This window comes from Photobacterium aquimaris (genome assembly GCF_002954455.1).
GTDB lineage: Bacteria > Pseudomonadota > Gammaproteobacteria > Enterobacterales > Vibrionaceae > Photobacterium > Photobacterium aquimaris.
This window is the reverse complement of record NZ_MSCC01000001.1, coordinates 241,155-258,356: the sequence shown is the minus strand read 5'-3', so window position 1 is coordinate 258,356 and position 17,202 is coordinate 241,155. Positions and strand designations below refer to the sequence as shown.

The 17,202-nt window shown below is 41.3% G+C and carries 15 protein-coding genes; 4 read left to right on the top strand and 11 right to left on the bottom strand.

Annotated elements, in window-relative coordinates; translation table 11 throughout:
- Positions 1 to 405: 405 nt before the first annotated feature.
- Both BTN98_RS01025 and BTN98_RS01020 read right to left on the bottom strand, forming a co-directional pair.
- Positions 406 to 1,695, bottom strand: coding sequence for a NupC/NupG family nucleoside CNT transporter (locus BTN98_RS01025; protein WP_060997681.1), 1,290 nt, complete (start codon positions 1,693 to 1,695; stop codon positions 406 to 408).
- Between the two features lie 215 nt (positions 1,696 to 1,910).
- Complete coding sequence (locus BTN98_RS01020) at positions 1,911 to 2,714, bottom strand: TatD family hydrolase (RefSeq protein ID WP_231730672.1); 804 nt, start codon at positions 2,712 to 2,714, stop codon at positions 1,911 to 1,913.
- A 167-nt stretch (positions 2,715 to 2,881) separates the two neighbouring features.
- Here BTN98_RS01020 and prfC point away from each other — a divergent pair, with 167 nt between their 5' ends.
- Positions 2,882 to 4,471, top strand: a complete 1,590-nt coding sequence (gene prfC / locus BTN98_RS01015) for a peptide chain release factor 3 (protein ID WP_060997680.1) — start codon at positions 2,882 to 2,884, stop codon at positions 4,469 to 4,471.
- A gap of 78 nt (positions 4,472 to 4,549) precedes the next feature.
- Here prfC and rimI read toward each other — a convergent pair whose 3' ends face one another.
- The 5 genes from rimI to ubiT form a co-directional block, all read right to left on the bottom strand.
- The gene (rimI, locus tag BTN98_RS01010; protein WP_060997679.1) at positions 4,550 to 5,005 is read right to left on the bottom strand and encodes a ribosomal protein S18-alanine N-acetyltransferase; all 456 of its coding nucleotides are present in this window, start codon (positions 5,003 to 5,005) and stop codon (positions 4,550 to 4,552) included.
- On the bottom strand, positions 4,995 to 5,396 hold the full coding sequence (locus tag BTN98_RS01005) for a DNA polymerase III subunit psi (RefSeq protein WP_060997678.1): 402 nt from the start codon (positions 5,394 to 5,396) through the stop codon (positions 4,995 to 4,997). The genes rimI and BTN98_RS01005 overlap by 11 nt, the downstream gene beginning before the upstream one ends.
- Before the next feature lie 157 nt (positions 5,397 to 5,553).
- Complete coding sequence (locus BTN98_RS01000) at positions 5,554 to 6,651, bottom strand: glycerol dehydrogenase (RefSeq protein ID WP_060997677.1); 1,098 nt, start codon at positions 6,649 to 6,651, stop codon at positions 5,554 to 5,556.
- Between the two features lie 202 nt (positions 6,652 to 6,853).
- Positions 6,854 to 7,360 (bottom strand): GNAT family N-acetyltransferase, encoded by a 507-nt coding sequence (locus BTN98_RS00995; protein WP_060997676.1) that lies wholly within the window; start codon positions 7,358 to 7,360, stop codon positions 6,854 to 6,856.
- Entirely contained in the window at positions 7,350 to 7,871 is a 522-nt protein-coding gene (ubiT, locus tag BTN98_RS00990; RefSeq protein WP_060997675.1) for a ubiquinone anaerobic biosynthesis accessory factor UbiT, read from the bottom strand. The genes BTN98_RS00995 and ubiT overlap by 11 nt, the downstream gene beginning before the upstream one ends.
- Before the next feature lie 220 nt (positions 7,872 to 8,091).
- Here ubiT and BTN98_RS00985 point away from each other — a divergent pair, with 220 nt between their 5' ends.
- The 3 genes from BTN98_RS00985 to BTN98_RS00975 all read left to right on the top strand — a co-directional run bounded on the left by BTN98_RS00985 (position 8,092) and on the right by BTN98_RS00975 (position 12,166).
- On the top strand, positions 8,092 to 10,131 hold the full coding sequence (locus BTN98_RS00985) for a sensor domain-containing protein (protein WP_060997674.1): 2,040 nt from the start codon (positions 8,092 to 8,094) through the stop codon (positions 10,129 to 10,131).
- Between the two features lie 141 nt (positions 10,132 to 10,272).
- A complete protein-coding gene (gene ubiU, locus BTN98_RS00980; RefSeq protein ID WP_060997673.1) occupies positions 10,273 to 11,280 on the top strand; it encodes a ubiquinone anaerobic biosynthesis protein UbiU in 1,008 nt (335 codons plus the stop codon).
- Positions 11,281 to 11,290: 10 nt separating this feature from the next.
- Positions 11,291 to 12,166 carry a U32 family peptidase gene (locus BTN98_RS00975; protein WP_060997672.1) on the top strand — a complete coding sequence of 292 codons (876 nt, stop codon included), beginning with the start codon at positions 11,291 to 11,293 and terminating at the stop codon, positions 12,164 to 12,166.
- A 93-nt stretch (positions 12,167 to 12,259) separates the two neighbouring features.
- Here the strand turns inward: BTN98_RS00975 and nlpI are convergent, their stop codons facing one another.
- From nlpI to truB, 4 genes are all read right to left on the bottom strand, one after another.
- Positions 12,260 to 13,162 carry a lipoprotein NlpI gene (gene nlpI, locus BTN98_RS00970; protein ID WP_174545305.1) on the bottom strand — a complete coding sequence of 301 codons (903 nt, stop codon included), beginning with the start codon at positions 13,160 to 13,162 and terminating at the stop codon, positions 12,260 to 12,262.
- A 104-nt stretch (positions 13,163 to 13,266) separates the two neighbouring features.
- On the bottom strand, positions 13,267 to 15,390 hold the full coding sequence (gene pnp / locus BTN98_RS00965; RefSeq protein WP_060997671.1) for a polyribonucleotide nucleotidyltransferase: 2,124 nt from the start codon (positions 15,388 to 15,390) through the stop codon (positions 13,267 to 13,269).
- Between the two features lie 394 nt (positions 15,391 to 15,784).
- Positions 15,785 to 16,054 (bottom strand): 30S ribosomal protein S15, encoded by a 270-nt coding sequence (gene rpsO / locus BTN98_RS00960; protein WP_006646210.1) that lies wholly within the window; start codon positions 16,052 to 16,054, stop codon positions 15,785 to 15,787.
- A gap of 201 nt (positions 16,055 to 16,255) precedes the next feature.
- On the bottom strand, positions 16,256 to 17,200 hold the full coding sequence (gene truB / locus BTN98_RS00955) for a tRNA pseudouridine(55) synthase TruB (RefSeq protein ID WP_060997670.1): 945 nt from the start codon (positions 17,198 to 17,200) through the stop codon (positions 16,256 to 16,258).
- Positions 17,201 to 17,202 lie beyond the last annotated feature (2 nt).

Sequence of the window (17,202 nt, the reverse complement as noted above, 5' to 3'; positions counted from 1 at the left end):
AAAACAAAGTTTCGTTGATCAACTTGTTTAGGTTTTACCTACTTATAATATCAACTCAACCACGACTCGACCATTAAACTCGTGTTTCCTGTGGTGGATAATATGTTTACTGAAATAAAAACTGATATCGCAACTCATGCAACTTGATCATAAAAAAAGCCATTTATTGCATAACTTATTATTAATGATGCAAATAACAGCCATAATTTATTATCAATAATAGTGGTACTGTTTCTATTTGAGAATAATAACAGAGTGAAAATTTAGAAAGGCGAACGCAATCGATTTTATTACATTAAATTCGGTTAATTACGTTTAACCCATACCTAACCGTATAACAAAAAAAACGCCACCGCTAATGCGGTGGCGCTAATAATAGTGTGTTATTTGTTGTTGCTGAGATTATTACGCTGCAAGAGCAATAAATAGACCAGCAATCGTTGCAGACATAAGGTTAGATAACGTACCTGCTGCCACTGCCTTCATACCAAAGCGAGCGATTTCAGCACGACGTGTTGGTGCAAGGCTACCGATACCACCCAGTAGAATAGCTACTGAAGATAAGTTAGCGAAGCCACACAATGCAAATGAGATGATAGCTTTAGTCTTATCAGACATTACTGCACCAGTCTCTGCTACTAACATACCGCCGTCAGCCACATCTTTCAGGTAAGGGGCAAAGTTTAGGTAAGCAACGAATTCGTTAACAACAATCTTTTGACCGATGAATGAGCCAGCAAGTTGTGCTTCGCCCCATGGCACACCGATTAAGAATGCTAGTGGTGAGAAGATGTAACCTAGAATTAATTCTAGTGTTAACTGAGGCATACCGAACCAACCGCCGATACCACCTAACATGCCGTTTACTAATGCGATTAGACCGATGAATGCAAGTAGCATTGCGCCAACGTTTAGTGCTAATTGCATACCTGATGATGCACCCGCAGCTGCCGCATCAAAAATATTTGCTGGTTTTTCTTCAGCTTCATCAACGTTATCACCTAGCTGCTCAATTGGCTGCTCAGTTTCAGGCTTGATGATTTTTGCAAATAATAGACCACCAGGTGCTGCCATGAATGACGCAGCAATCAAGTATTCTAGTGGTACACCCATTTGTGCATAACCTGCTAGTACACCACCAGCAACAGACGCCAAACCACCACACATTACCGCAAACAACTCAGACTGAGTCATCTTAGGTACGAATGGGCGAATAACTAATGGTGCTTCTGTTTGACCAACAAAGATATTTGCTGTTGCAGACATTGATTCTGCATGTGAAGTACCCAGAACTTTACGTAGTCCGCCACCAAGAATATTGATAACAACCTGCATAATACCTAAGTAGTAAAGCACGCTAATAAGAGCAGAGAAGAACACGATAACTGGCAGAACACGTAAGGCGAAAACAAAACCACCACCACCGAACAGCTCAAACATCTTGTTTGAAGTCAGACCGCCAAATAAGAAGTTAATACCGTCATTACCGTAAGCAATAACGTTAGCAACTGCTTGTGACATACCGTACAGCACATCACGGCCTACAGGTACATAAAGTACAAATGCACCCAACAGGAATTGGATAGCAAATGCGCCACCAACAGTACGTAGATTGATCGCTTTACGGTTATCAGAAAGTAGTACAGCAATTAGTAGCAGTACCACCATCCCAACAAGGCTCATTAGCAGGCTCATGATTTATGGAATCCTATAGTTAAGTTTTGGCGTCTTGACAGTTCGGCTCTTTAAGAGTTGGCGCATTATACTCATGGAGCTGATGATGATGTAATGCCAAGATCACAGTTTATGAGGAAACTTCATGTATTAGAATTCGCTATTGTGATCGGTATCACATAACAAACATAGCAATATGCAAACGATTAGCGCAATCGTTTGTCTTGGCAGCAAAATCACAGCTTGATTTGAAATAATTCAGCCGTTGTTAAGGTTGTTGCTTGTGCTATATGTGCATAAGTCTCACCTCGAAGTTGAGCTAATACGGTCACAATATCAACTAAACGCTCAGGTCGATTCGGTTGACCTTGATAACCCGCAACGGGCATATCTGGTGAATCAGTTTCCAATAACAGCGCAGATAACGGTAACTTAGTCATCGTAGCGCGAGTTTTCTGCGCTCGACTATAAGTAATTGTGCCGCCTACCCCGATTTTGATGCCGAGATCAACTAGCTGAGTCGCTTGTTGGTAACTACCACTAAAACCATGATAAACACCTCCCGCTTTTGGTAACTGCTGGCGCAATAACTGTATTAGTTCAGGGAACGCTTTACGACAATGTAATATCACCGGTAATTGATATTGATTCGCCAATATAAGTTGTGCCTGTAGCCACTCAAGCTGTTGGTCACGATTAACGTTTGCTACTGCAAAATCTAACCCACACTCACCAACGGCCACACAACGATAGTCATCTTTGGCATCAATAAGTGCGGCGGTTAATTCCGTCATCACCTCAATACTGTGTTGATGACTAAAAAAAGGATGGATACCTAAGCCATAATACAAACCTGAAAATTGCTGACATAAGCTCGCAACTGTACCCCAATTGCTATTGCCGACAGTTGGAATTACCATCGCTTTTACGCCAGCTTGCTGCGCTTGTGTCCACGCTTGAGTTGGATTTTCAGCAAAAGGGGCAAAATCAAAATGGCAGTGACTGTCAATGATTACTGAATTATTGCTCACTACAGACATAGTTTGAATCTCTATCAAGGCAGGTATTGTGGCTATTATTACTCAAATTCAACCTCAAATACGCCATTCTTTATCTTTGTGAGTAATTCTCCTGTGGCTAGATTGAGTCTAAAGGTAAAATCAGCGACAATAGCGAATAACGCACTCCATTCAAAAAGAACATGCTAATGTCGCAAACACTGTTTCAAGGCGAAGTATCGAAACGTCGTACTTTCGCTATTATCTCCCACCCCGATGCGGGTAAAACCACCATTACTGAAAAAGTATTGTTGTTCGGAAACGCGATCCAAAAAGCGGGTACCGTAAAAGGTCGTGGCTCTAACCAGCATGCAAAATCTGACTGGATGGAGATGGAAAAAGAACGTGGTATCTCGGTAACTACATCTGTGATGCAGTTTCCTTACAATGCTTGTTTAGTTAACTTGCTTGATACTCCTGGACACGAAGACTTCTCAGAAGATACTTACCGTACCCTAACCGCTGTTGACTCTTGTCTTATGGTTATTGATGCCGCTAAAGGTGTCGAAGATCGTACCCGTAAGCTAATGGAAGTTACTCGTCTACGTGACACACCTATCGTTACCTTCATGAACAAATTGGACCGTGAAACACGTGATCCAATGGAACTGCTTGATGAAGTTGAAGTTGAACTAGGTATGGCATGTGCTCCAATTTCATGGCCAATTGGTTGTGGTAAAGAGTTCAAAGGTGTTTACCATATTCACCGTGATGAAACGATTCTGTATAGCACAGGTCAAGGCCACACTATTCAAGAGCAACGCATCATTAAAGGCTTAGATAATCCAGAGCTTGATGTTGCAATCGGTAACGATTTAGCAGCCAATTTACGTGAAGAGCTAGAGCTTGTAATCGGCGCATCTAATGAGTTTGATCTTGAGCTATTTTTAGCCGGTGAACTAACACCAGTATTCTTTGGTACTGCACTGGGTAACTTTGGTGTTGACCATATGCTTGATGGTTTAACGGAGTGGGCTCCAGCACCATTACCTCGCCAAGCAAATACGCGTGAAGTTGAAGCTACAGAAGAGAAATTCTCAGGCTTTGTATTTAAGATCCAAGCTAACATGGATCCTAAGCACCGTGACCGTATTGCATTTATGCGTATTGTGTCTGGTACTTATAATCAAGGTATGAAGATGAACCATGTTCGTACCGGCAAAAGCGTTAGTATTTCTGATGCGGTAACGTTTATGGCGGGTGACCGTTCACGCGCAGAAGTTGCTTATGCTGGTGATATTATTGGTTTACACAACCACGGTACCATTCAGATTGGTGATACCTTCACTCAAGGTGAGAACCTTAAGTTTGCCGGTATTCCAAACTTTGCGCCTGAATTATTCCGTCGCATTCGTCTAAAAGATCCACTCAAGCAAAAGCAGTTGCTAAAAGGCTTAGTGCAACTTTCAGAAGAAGGTGCTGTACAAGTATTCCGTCCACTACAAAACAACGATCTGATCGTGGGTGCTGTAGGTGTACTTCAGTTTGATGTGGTTGTTGCCCGTCTTAAAGCTGAATATAACGTTGAAGCGATTTATGAAGGCGTTAACGTTGCTACTGCGCGCTGGGTTGAATGCAGTGATGTTAAGAAACTTGAAGAATTCAAGCGTAAGAACCAATCTCATCTTGCACTAGATGGCGGTGATAACTTATCTTACATCGCGCCAACCATGGTTAATCTTAACCTTGCCAAAGAGCGTTTCCCTGAAGGTGATTTCCGCGCGACCCGCGAACACTAATCCCCTAACAGGTTACTAATACCAAAAAGGCCGTATTCATCTGAATACGGCCTTTTTATTGGTCTCTTTTGTGCTAAATCAGCTAAAAGGCATAAACATATAAGCCATGATCAATGCATCTTCACGGCCATCAACAGCTGGGTAATAACCAACTCGACGATTGGTTTCATTAAACCCTGTTGCTTCATAAAGCTTGTACGCACCGAGATTACTTTCACGTACTTCTAACCAAATCTCTTCCGCTTGCTTGGCTTCTAATGCATCAATAAAACCATTGAGTAATAATTTACCGTAGCCTTTACGTTGCTGAGCAGGATCAATGGCAATATTTAATAACGTGCCCTCTCCTGCAACTAATTGTCCAAAGCAATAACCCACTACTTGCTCATCAACTACTAAGACATAGTTCGCAGCAATACGGTTAGGCTCTTTACGGATCATTGACTCTGCCCACGGAAAGGTGTTAGCAGCTTGTTCGATACGCCAAACATCATCAGTATGATGTGGTTCTAATGGAATAATTTTATGCGTCATAACTACAAATCTGTTGCCATAATGCCTTCTTTGACGAGGGATCATTATGCATAAGTTTTAATGAGGCCGAATTCAGTACCTGACAACCCGTAGGGTGCGCCCCTTGGCAACCCGCAAACCAACACCAAGTTAAATGGTGTTCTGCGATTTGATCAAGTGCCGATAGCGGCAAGGATAATGCTTGCTGTGACGTTAATTTCATACTTGATAAAATTCGCCCAAATAACCAAGCATCATGCTCATCCAATTCCTCTGCCGCAATAAAAAGCAGCTTACACTCAGCGGGTAGATTGATCACAGGCAGCACTTGATTAGGAAAAAGCTCAGGCTTTCGCACTTGCCAATAAGTGATCCCCATTTCCTGTAACACCTGAATATCGCGTTGCTTCATATCCTACCTGCTATGGAATATAAATGGAGACTGATCCTAGCAAATCCGCACTGCTTTGTACTCATAAACTATCATCTTCTGTTCCTAATGGCTTAAAAACAACAATGCCGACATGATGCCGGCACTGTATTTACTCATCAGTCATTAAACTGAAAACTTAGTCATGATAACGTTGTGCTAATGCATCGGCTGCAACCATCGCTTGGTAAACGCGATCAGCATTTACTTTAACCGCCATATTACACATAGTGTCACCTTCGGCACACGCAATCTCTGCTACTTGACGCCATTCAGATTCCACCATTTCTTCAATACCGAAATCAGCTAACGTTAATGGTAAGCCCGCTGTTTTCATCACGTAAATAACGTTTTCAATTTCTTCAGCATCGGCTTTTTCTAACACTAATTGAGTGAGCAAACCAAACGCCACTTTCTCACCATGTTGAATATGGTGTAATTGTGGAAGTGAAGACATACCATTACTCACTGCGTGTGCTGCCGCTAAACCACCTGACTCAGCACCGATACCACTAAGGTAAATCGTTGCTTCGACCATTTCTTCTAATGCTGGAGTAACCACATGACGACGTGCTGCATCCATTGCCATTTCTACGTTTTCAACAATCAATTCATAGCACATTAATGCCATACCAAGACCGGTACGTGATACCCGTTTTTGAACAAGGTTTAAACCATCAGCATAACAACATGCACGCGCTTCAAAGAAAGTAGCTAGTGCATCACCAATTCCCGCAGCAAAGAATTTAGTTGGCGCAGCGGCAATAATCCCAGTATCGGCAATAACAGCATCTGGGTTTTGCGGTAGGAATAAGTAACGGTCAAACTCGCCATCATCTTTGTATACTACTGATAACGCTGTACAAGGTGCATCTGTAGAAGCAATCGTTGGAAAAATAATTACCGGAATGTGAGCAAAATGCGCCACTGCTTTGGCAACATCCATAGTTTTACCACCACCGATACCCACAACAACATTAGCACCAAGGCGTTTAACTATCTCATGGATACGACCAATTTCAGTATCAGTACATTCATATTGAAATTGTTCTGCATGAGCAGTAATACCCGCTTGTTGTAGTACCGGTAAAGCCTCTGTTTTTACTTTATTAAGAATAAATTCATCGCAAATCAATAAGGCATTATTACCAAAATCTTTAATAAATCCATCTAACTGTGGTAACAGGTTTTGACCAATAATAAATTTTTTAGGTGAGGTAATACTACGTGGGATCATTGCTGCTATTCCTTAGAGTTATTTATTAGCAATAAAATACCACCACTAAATATGAACCCAAATGACAAATAAAGAGTTCTTACTTCCCAATATTAAAACAATTACACTTAATTATTAATAACTTATGAATAGAAACCAAAAAGCTGCAATCTGAGGTTCATCTCTGATTGCAGCTTTTTTAATCGTTATGAGTCGATTTTTATTACGCTAGAGCATTAAACTCTTCACAATATTCAACCAAACCTTGATGTTGTTGTATGCTACCTGGTGCAATTTCTAACACCATAAAAACCTCTTCTGTTGCTGGCCAACAACATGTTAAGTCATATTGTAATGCTGCTTGATAACCTGCACGGTGATAATAATTAGGATCGCCTAATACCACTACCGCAGGATAATCAAAATCAGCTAACGTCGCTTGTGCTTCTGCTAATAATGCTAGACCAACCCCTTGATGACGATGATCTTCACGTACCGCTAGTGGCGCAAGACCTTGCCAATTAGTTTCTTGTCCAGCCACTGTAACCGGACTAAAAAAAGCATGGCCAATCACTTCACCGTCATCAGTACAAGCGACTAATGATAACGTGCGACAACCATTTTCACGCAGACGCATCACTAAATTAGCTTCAGCATCAGTCTCAAAAACAGTTTTTAATAATCTATCTATCAATAAAATATCAGCAGGAGCTTCAGATCTAATGAGCATGTACTACCTCGTTGTCAGTCACGTTAGCCTGCATTCCCTGATGAATAAAATCAGCTGATTGCTGTAACACAAATTTCACTGGAGCAGGCAAAGAATCAAGATCGATACTGTCCATCAAATTCTTTACTTCTAATCCGAGTTCGGTATCACCTTCAATACGCAGACGACGTTGAAAGAACAGTGTATCAGGATCTTCTTTACGTGCTGCAATTAATACTAAATCATTACACTCACCACTAAAGCTCACATCATGATGCTCACATTGCTCAGCAACGACTAATTTCTCGTCTTGATAGCTAATAAACCACTGTAATTCTAAATCACGTACTTCCACTTTTAACCAGCGATCTTCAAGGAACTCAAAATCACCGTCTTCTAATGCTTCTTTAAAAACCATTGCTAAGCCATCTAGCATCATTTTCTTTTGAATAGCGAACGGGGTCAGTTTTACAGGGACGCGTAATAATGCAGGGCCATGTTGAACCAATTTTTTTCTAAGTTGAGCAATCACTATGTGTATTCCTGTTTAAAATCGAACGCTAAAAATGAATTGTATGGCAATCTTGACCATTTGTTTTATGCCTTGAGTCAAAAAAAATCAACTGCATCGCTAAAACTAAGCATTATTTTGTTAATAAACATTATATTTACGCTAACTAACATTTACACTGCTGATGGAAGACTTCACCTTATCATTAATATCTCAATATAGCGTCAAGGATCAGACATTCATGCACCTAGAGCAACTTGACTATTGGTTTCCATTACTAACAAATAATAGTCCTTTCCTATTTGCTATTCTTGATGACCGGCACAACTATTGTCATGTTAATGAGCGTTACTGTGATATCAGTGGTAAACCGCAACATGAACTGCTCGGTAGTAACGATATCGACACTCTAGGCAGTTATTATTACCAATGCTTAAAACCCTATTATGACCGTGCTTTTAAAGGTGAGGTGATTGAGGCTGAAATTATAATTAACGACACCTCTCAGCACACCAGTTTGCATATCAGTCTGGCACCATTAACTAATAATGACGGTAATATCAGCCACATTATTTTACATTCGGTTGATACTTCAGAACGGCATATTCTGATTAATTCCTTACAAGAGTCGGAACACCAACTCAATCAACTACAAAACTTAATGACAGATGGCATCTGTGTGGTTGAAAAAAATATCATCATGAATGCTAACCAGCGAGCCATTGAATTATTAGGAATAACGTCAAAAAATGCGCTATTGGGACAAGCGCTGAGTAATGTCTTGCTTAATAATAAGAAGCAGCCTTGTCACAGTACACAACTGGAGAATATCACCCATAGCGATAATCAACATTATTATGCCGCACATGGTGAGAATAATTCACCACTACTATTAACCACGACTCCCATAACTATAATGGGTGAAGCTGCGCTATTAATAAAACTCATCGCCGCCACTCGCAGCGATGACCAGCAGCATAAAATAGAGCAACTAATGCAGCTTGATCCATTAACAGGGCTTTATAACCGCTATGGTTTTAGTCGCCAATTAGATCTGTTAATGAAAGCCAATACACCACTGTTTATGCTGTATATAGACATTGATAACTTCAAAAATATCAATGATTCATTAGGACACCATATTGGCGATAAAGTGTTGCAAGAAATTGCTCAACGTTTGCAACAGCTATTACCTAAAAATGCGTTAATTGGTCACTTAAGTGGTGATGAATTTGCGGTACTGGTTGCTTATCCCGAACATGAAAATAGCGGTGAAGTGATTGCAGAGAAAATCATTGCCTTAGTTAACCAACCTTTTGATTTACGCTATTTTAGTAAACACCTTGCCTGCTCTATTGGCATGGTTAAGTCTCCAGGTAATGGTCATGATGCTCGAATGATGTTGCAAAATGCTGATACTGCGATGTATGAAGCCAAAAACCGTGGTCGAAATCGATTGGTGGTGTTCAGCGACGCCATGAGTAAAGAAGCTCGCATGCGTTTATGGCTTGAAATCGAACTTCAAAAAGCGCTACAAAATAACGGCCTCGAAGTGTGGTATCAACCTAAGGTTAATGCTAAAAACTTTGAAATTGATGGCGCTGAAGCATTAGTTCGTTGGAAGCACCCTGTTGAAGGTTACATCAGTCCAGCGCAGTTTATTCCCGTTGCTGAGCGTTCAGGTCTTATCGAACAATTAGGTCGAGTGGTGATGCGAGAAGTCTTTACTACCGTTAACCAATGGAAAAAACAACAGCTTTTAAAAGGCCGTGTCGCGATTAACTTATCATCCCAACAATTTGAAAATCCTAAGTTAATCAGCTTTGTCGATCAACTGCGTCAACTCACAGGCATTAATGCGGCTGACTTTACCTTTGAGCTAACTGAAAGTACGGTCATGAGTGACGGAGAGCATACTATTCAAATGCTAAATGCAATTAAAAAACAAGGATTTGCACTATCAATTGATGACTTTGGCACCGGTTATTCTTCATTGTCTTATTTAGCCCGCTTTCCCCTTGATGAACTTAAAATTGATCGGGCGTTTATTAAAGACATTGATACCATTCCCAAACAAATTACCCTGATTGAAAATATTATCAATTTAGGCAAATCACTTAACATGAGTGTAGTTGCTGAAGGGATTGAGACTCGCCAACAAGCGACACTACTATCAAACCTTAATTGTGACTATATTCAAGGGTTTCATTTTCATCGTCCAATGCCTAAACAAGAACTTGAAGAGTTGTTATTAAAGGAAAAAATTTATCTGACTGGTTGATATCAGTCTAAAAACACGATCATTTAGTAACAATTTTATTGTTTAATATCAACAAAACCTGCCTAGCATCAAGATCTACGACAATAAACACTTTTACTATAATAACATCGCTTTTATGCAAAGATTGGATAATAAAATAACATGGAGCTTCTTTGCCCAGCTGGCAATTTACCAGCATTAAAAACGGCTATTGATAATGGTGCAGATGCAGTTTATATCGGCTTTAAAGACGATACTAACGCTCGCCACTTTGCGGGTTTAAACTTTACTGATCGCAAACTTGAAAAAGCAGTGCAGTATGTAAAAGATCATGATCGTAAATTGCATGTTGCTTTAAACACTTTTGCCCATCCAGATGGTTTTAGTCGTTGGACTAAAGCAGTTGATAATGCTGCAGCAATGGGCGTGGATGCGCTGATTGTGGCTGATATCGGTGTACTTGAATATGCCGCTACCACCTACCCCGATTTAGAATTGCATCTTTCGGTACAAGCATCAGCAACCAACATTGCTGCGATTGAATTTTATCAACAAAACTTCAATATCAAGCGAGTAGTATTACCGCGCGTACTGTCTATACACCAAGTAAAGCAGTTAGCACGTAATACCGATATGCAATTAGAAGTTTTTGCTTTTGGTAGCTTGTGCATTATGTCTGAAGGTCGCTGTTATTTATCTTCTTACATGACAGGTGAATCACCCAATACTGTTGGTGCTTGTTCACCGGCTAAATATGTTCGCTGGCAAGAAACACCACAAGGGCTAGAATCACGCTTAAATGAAGTGCTAATTGATCGCTATGCTGCGGGTGAAAATGCGGGTTATCCAACCTTATGTAAGGGTCGATTTGATATTAATATCGATGGTAATAACAAGCGCTTCCATGCACTAGAAGAGCCTACCAGTCTTAATACATTAGAGATTCTACCTGAGCTTTTTAAAGCCAATATTGCTTCGGTTAAGATTGAAGGCCGTCAACGTAGCCCAGCGTATGTAGAACAAGTGACTCGCACTTGGCGCGCTGCGATTGACCACTATTTAGCAAATCCTGAAGGCTACAGTGTTAATCCTGCGTGGAATGCATGCCTAGGTAATTTGTCTGAAGGTAAACAAACAACGTTAGGTGCATACCACCGTAAATGGCAATAAAGGATCATTAATGAAATATTCACTTGGACCATTGCTTTACTTTTGGCCTCAGCATGATGTTGAAACATTTTATCAACAAGCCAAGCACAGCAATGTTGATGTGATTTATTTAGGGGAAACGGTGTGTTCTAAACGTCGAGCATTAAAACCAGCCCAATGGATTGATATCGCCAAAGAGCTCGCTGCAAATGGTAAGCAGGTAGTGCTGTCAACCATGGCGTTGCTAGAAGCACCTAGCGAAGTCAACATCATGAAAAAATATATCGATAATGGCGACTTTATTGTTGAAGCTAACGATGTATCTGCGATTCAACTTGCCTCACAAAGCAAAGTGCCATTTGTAGTAGGGCCAGCGGTAAACTGCTATAACGCACAGACGTTGAAATTGTTTGCTAAACAAGGCATGACCCGTTGGTGTATGCCAGTTGAACTGTCTCGTGATTGGTTACGTAACACACTAATCGAATGCGAAGCACTTGGAATACGTCAACAATTTGAAACCGAAGTGTTCAGTTATGGCTACCTTCCATTAGCTTACTCTGCGCGCTGCTTTACTGCTAGGGCTGAAAATAAAGCTAAAGATGATTGCGAAACTTGTTGTATTAAGTATCCGCAAGGGATCACAGTTAACAGCCAAGAAGATCAAAAAGTCTTCACCCTTAATGGCATTCAAACCCAATCCGGTTACTGTTATAACCTGATTAACGATTTGAAAGGCATGAAAGATATGGTCGATGTAGTGCGATTAAGCCCAATGGGACTTGATACCCTGACACTGATTGATGATTTCCGAGCCAATGAACAAGGTGATATTCATCACTCACTTGCTGATGGTCATCAATGCAATGGTTACTGGCATAATCTAGCAGGATTAGATATTCGCTAAGGTTCGAGGTTCGAGGTTCGAGGTTCGAGGTTCGTTTAGAATAAAAAAATAGCCGCTATGATAAGCGGCTATTTTTATAGAAAATCATCAGCGCTATGCCGTTGGAGAGGCCGTCTCTACAGCCGTTGCATTTTGCTCTGCGGTAAAAATACGATTTAGTTCAAGTAACGATAGTCGATGTTCAATAAATTCATACACATTGCCTGATAATGCCAATTTATAAAGCATGATCGCAGTTGGATAATCTTGCTGCTGTTGGTAACGTTGCGCTAGATAAAAATACCCTTCTGTCAATCGCAGCGCTAATTGCTCGTTATCTTTACTCTGCTCTGCAATATCTGTTAAAAACTGCTCTTCACTGACCTCACCAAGGTACATCCGCACAATCTGCCAGCCCCAATCTTTTTTATCACTCGCGGCATAACGCTGTTGAAGCAATGTCTGTGCTTGCTGAGGCACCAATTTTAAATCATTGATATACAGCCAGATAACACGGTAAGGATCATCAATATCTTGCTGATAATGAGGTAATAAATCATCGTTAGCGAGCTCATAACGCTCACCGTAATACAATGCGATACCGCGATTACGATGTGCATAAGGATGATCTGGGGCTAAATCCAGCGTTGAATCAAATGACTCATAAGCTGAATCAAACATCCCCATTTGAGTAAATATCACCCCGGCAACATTAAATAAGTCCGGTTGATTTGGGTTTAACTTTAACGACTTATTAAAATCTAACCGCGCTAAATCGCGTAGACCTAAACTGTCATGCAATAAACCACGATCATAATAAATGGTTGCTAATGTTGTTTGAGGAATATTAGGCTGCTGTAATATTTGCTCAATCCGTGCCAACTGAATCTGCTGCGGCAAACTAGGTTGATAAGGGATCGCCATTGGCGGATGGCTCCATGTTGTAGGCATTACCGAACATCCGCTTAGCATTAATGCAGATGCAATTACAACATATTGAAGATGGCGTATTATCAACTCAGTTCTCCCTGTGACATCAATGACGATCCAGCGTCTATGATAATATTTAGATCAAAAAAAGGGGCTATTAGCCCCTTTATATCATGATATTAGCAAAACGCTTAGCCTTGTGGCTGCTCGTCTTGTGCAGGAGCTGCGGCTGGCGCTTCTACTGCTTCTTTCATGCTTAGACGAATACGGCCTTGACGGTCGATTTCAAGTACTTTAACTTGAACTTCTTGACCCATTTGTAGGTAATCAGACACTTTCTCTACACGATCTTGTGAGATTTGAGAAATGTGAACTAGACCTTCTTTTGCACCGATAACTGATACAAACGCACCGAAGTCAACGATACGCATTACTTTACCAGTGTAAACACGGCCAACTTCAACGTCTGCAGTGATTTCTTCGATGCGACGGATTGCTTCTTGTGCAGCAGTACCTTCAGTCGCAGCGATCTTCACTGTACCATCGTCTTCGATCTCGATTGTAGTACCAGTTTCTTCAGTTAGTGCACGGATAACTGCACCACCTTTACCGATAACATCTTTGATCTTCTCTGGGTTGATCTTCATCATGTGAATGCGAGGAGCAAACTGAGAGATCTCTTCACGAGGAGAGTTAATTGCATTATCCATTACGCTAAGGATGTGCTTACGCGCGCCTTTAGCTTGGTTAAGTGCAATTTCCATGATCTCTTTAGTGATACCTTCAATCTTGATATCCATCTGAAGTGCTGTGATACCGTCGTCAGTACCCGCTACTTTAAAGTCCATGTCACCTAGGTGATCTTCGTCACCAAGGATGTCAGAAAGAACAACGAAATCATTGCCTTCTTTAACAAGACCCATTGCGATACCCGCAACAGACGCTTTAATTGGCACACCAGCATCCATAAGTGCTAGCGACGTACCACATACAGAAGCCATTGAAGATGAACCGTTAGATTCGGTGATTTCTGATACTACGCGTACTGTGTATGGGAATTCGTCAACAGATGGCATTACCGCTTGAATACCACGCTTCGCCAACTTACCGTGACCAATTTCACGACGCTTAGGTGAACCAACGAAACCAGTTTCACCTACACAGTATGGAGGGAAGTTGTAGTGAAGAAGGAAGTGATCTTTCTTCTCACCCATGATGCTATCAATGATTTGAGCATCACGTTGTGTACCCAATGTTGCAGTAACAAGTGCTTGAGTCTCACCACGTGTAAATAGTGAAGAACCGTGAGTACGTGGAAGTACACCAGTACGTACGTCTAGCGCACGAACCATGTCTTTTTCACGACCATCGATACGTGGGTGACCAGCAATGATACGGCCACGTACAACTGTCTTCTCTAAATCGTGGAAGATAGTGTGGATTTCTTTCGCATTTGCATCAGCATCTTCAGCAACAATCGCGTCATTTACTTCAGCTGCAATCTCATGAATACGGTCGTAACGCGCCATTTTCTCTGTGATTTGGTAAGCTTCAACAAGCTTAGCTTCTGCAAGTTCTGCGATCTTAGCTTTAAGTGCTGTGTTCTCTGCAGGTGCAGTCCAATCCCAAGCAGGAGTCGCAACTTCAGCTGCAAACTCATTGATTGCATTGATAACAACTTGTTGTTGGTCGTGACCAAATACAACAGCTTGTAGCATTTGCTCTTCAGATAGACGGTCAGCTTCTGACTCAACCATCAATACTGCATCTTTAGTACCAGCAACAACAAGATCTAGACGGCTTGTTTCTAGCTCTTCATTGCTTGGGTTAAGAACGAATTGATCGTTAATGTAACCTACACGTGCCGCACCGATAGGACCATTAAATGGAATACCAGAAATAGCAAGTGCTGCAGAAGTACCAATCATTGTAACCATATCAGGGTTAACAGCAGGGTTTACAGAAACCACTGTTGCAATAACTTGTACTTCGTTTTTGAAATCATCTGGGAATAACGGACGGATTGGACGGTCGATTAGACGTGCAGTCAGTGTTTCGCCTTCAGAAGGACGGCCTTCACGCTTGAAGAAACCACCAGGGATTTTACCTGCAGCGTAAGTACGCTCTTGGTAGTTCACTGTTAGTGGGAAGAAGTCTTGACCTTCTACTGCTGTTTTCTTACCAACAACAGAAACGAACACTGATGTGTCGTCCATGCTAACCATTACTGCAGCAGTCGCTTGACGTGCTATAACACCAGTCTCAAGAGTAACCGTGTGGTTACCGTACTGGAAAGTCTTTACGATAGGATTCACGTGAATTTCCTTAAATATATTCCGCTTTCTATTTGCAGGTCAATTATAACCAACACAAACATAAGCGTCATGTAATTGATGTCCACTTTATTATGATTTCACGTATCGCGACTAATCAAAGTTCTCATATGACGAAAACTTTTATTAGCCGCGACCTGAAGGTCGACGAAAACGACTCGCAAAGCCATAAAAATAGTGGAAATGTGCAGTTATTTACTCACCACCTATCATATCTCTGCGTAAGCATTCATACAACAAACTTGAGCTTAACTCCGGTACAGATAGTAGACGAAATTAGAAAAGATGACAGGAAGGCGAATCAATAATAGCGGTATCAGTAATAAAAAGAGCAGATAAAAAGAAAGGAGCCTAGGGCTCCTTTCTTAAAGCAATCTTAGCGACGTAGGCCTAGACGCTTGATCAAGTCTTGGTAACGATCTAGGTTTTTACCCTTAAGGTAATCTAGAAGCTTACGACGACGAGAAACCATACGTAGTAGACCGCGACGGCTGTGGTGGTCGTGCTTGTGGTTAGCAAAGTGACCTTGAAGGTGGTTGATTTGCGCTGTTAAAAGTGCAACCTGAACTTCAGGAGAACCAGTATCATTTTCACATTGTGCGTAATCTGCAACGATTGCTGCTTTAGTTTCTGCATTCAGAGACATAACTCATTCCTAATACAAGATGTTTTAATTTGTGCCGCCAATCTCTGATTCAGCCGACACCCAAGCCGCGGATTATACTGATCAGCGCTACGAACTACAAGCGAATAATTAACCAGCGTTATTTTTAATCTCAAGCAACTTATTTACCCTAATCAAGCTGATTAATGATTGACTATTACTTGTGATTTACTGGAGTCATTATTACTGTTGTTCATTTGCCATTACTCGCTTTGGTGCCAACATGCCTTTTGCATCAATGGTACCAACGCCAATAAATTCAGCAGTATTCCCAACCGTAATACGCACTAATGTGCCTTCAGCTGGAACAACCTCGGCAACGACAGGATTACCGTGTAGAACATGAACCGCAGCTTCTGCGGTGATATTCACTGCTGGTAAATCTTGTACTGCAGTATCAGTTGGTAATAATAACGCATCTAATACTGTACCTGGCTCAACATCATTAGCTTTAGCATCATCGAGCATCGCTTGTAACTGCTCAATGGATACCATGCGCTCATACGGGAAGTTAGAAACACCAGTACGACGCAACATAATAACATGAGCACCACAACCTAGCATTTCCCCCAAGTCATCAACGATAGTACGAATATACGTACCTTTTGATACATGAAGTTCCATTTCAACTTCATTGTTATCAAATCGCAATAGCTCAACCGAATACACAGTAATCTTACGCGACTCACGAGGGATTGAGATCCCTTCACGTGCGTATTCATACAATTTACGGCCTTGATATTTTAATGCTGAGTACATTGATGGAATTTGATCAGTCGTGCCACGAAAACGGTCGATGCATGCTTCAAGCTGATCGCGATCAACATTAACCTCACGGGTCTCAACCACTTCACCATCAGAATCAGAGGTATCGGTACGTTCGCCTAATTTGGCAATCACACGATAACGCTTATCAGAATCTAATAAAAATTGTGAAAATTTGGTCGCTTCACCAAAACAAAGCGGTAACATGCCCGTCGCTAAAGGATCAAGCGCACCAGTATGGCCCGCTTTTTGTGCAAAAAAGATACGTTTCACTTTTTGCAGGGTATCGTTAGAACTAATGCCGGTTGGTTTATCAACCAAGATCACACCGTTAATTGGACGACCTTTACGACGACGTGCCATGC

Coding starts and splice junctions, on each gene's coding strand:
- rpsO (WP_006646210.1), bottom strand. CDS start 16,054: ATGTCTCTGAATGCAGAAACTAAAGCAGCAATCGTTGCAGATTACGCA.
- prfC (WP_060997680.1), top strand. CDS start 2,882: ATGTCGCAAACACTGTTTCAAGGCGAAGTATCGAAACGTCGTACTTTC.
- BTN98_RS01005 (WP_060997678.1), bottom strand. CDS start 5,396: ATGAAGCAACGCGATATTCAGGTGTTACAGGAAATGGGGATCACTTAT.
- ubiU (WP_060997673.1), top strand. CDS start 10,273: ATGGAGCTTCTTTGCCCAGCTGGCAATTTACCAGCATTAAAAACGGCT.
- BTN98_RS00995 (WP_060997676.1), bottom strand. CDS start 7,360: ATGCTCATTAGATCTGAAGCTCCTGCTGATATTTTATTGATAGATAGA.
- truB (WP_060997670.1), bottom strand. CDS start 17,200: ATGGCACGTCGTCGTAAAGGTCGTCCAATTAACGGTGTGATCTTGGTT.
- BTN98_RS00985 (WP_060997674.1), top strand. CDS start 8,092: ATGCACCTAGAGCAACTTGACTATTGGTTTCCATTACTAACAAATAAT.
- BTN98_RS01000 (WP_060997677.1), bottom strand. CDS start 6,651: ATGATCCCACGTAGTATTACCTCACCTAAAAAATTTATTATTGGTCAA.
- BTN98_RS00975 (WP_060997672.1), top strand. CDS start 11,291: ATGAAATATTCACTTGGACCATTGCTTTACTTTTGGCCTCAGCATGAT.
- BTN98_RS01020 (WP_231730672.1), bottom strand. CDS start 2,714: ATGTCTGTAGTGAGCAATAATTCAGTAATCATTGACAGTCACTGCCAT.
- rimI (WP_060997679.1), bottom strand. CDS start 5,005: ATGACGCATAAAATTATTCCATTAGAACCACATCATACTGATGATGTT.
- BTN98_RS01025 (WP_060997681.1), bottom strand. CDS start 1,695: ATGAGCCTGCTAATGAGCCTTGTTGGGATGGTGGTACTGCTACTAATT.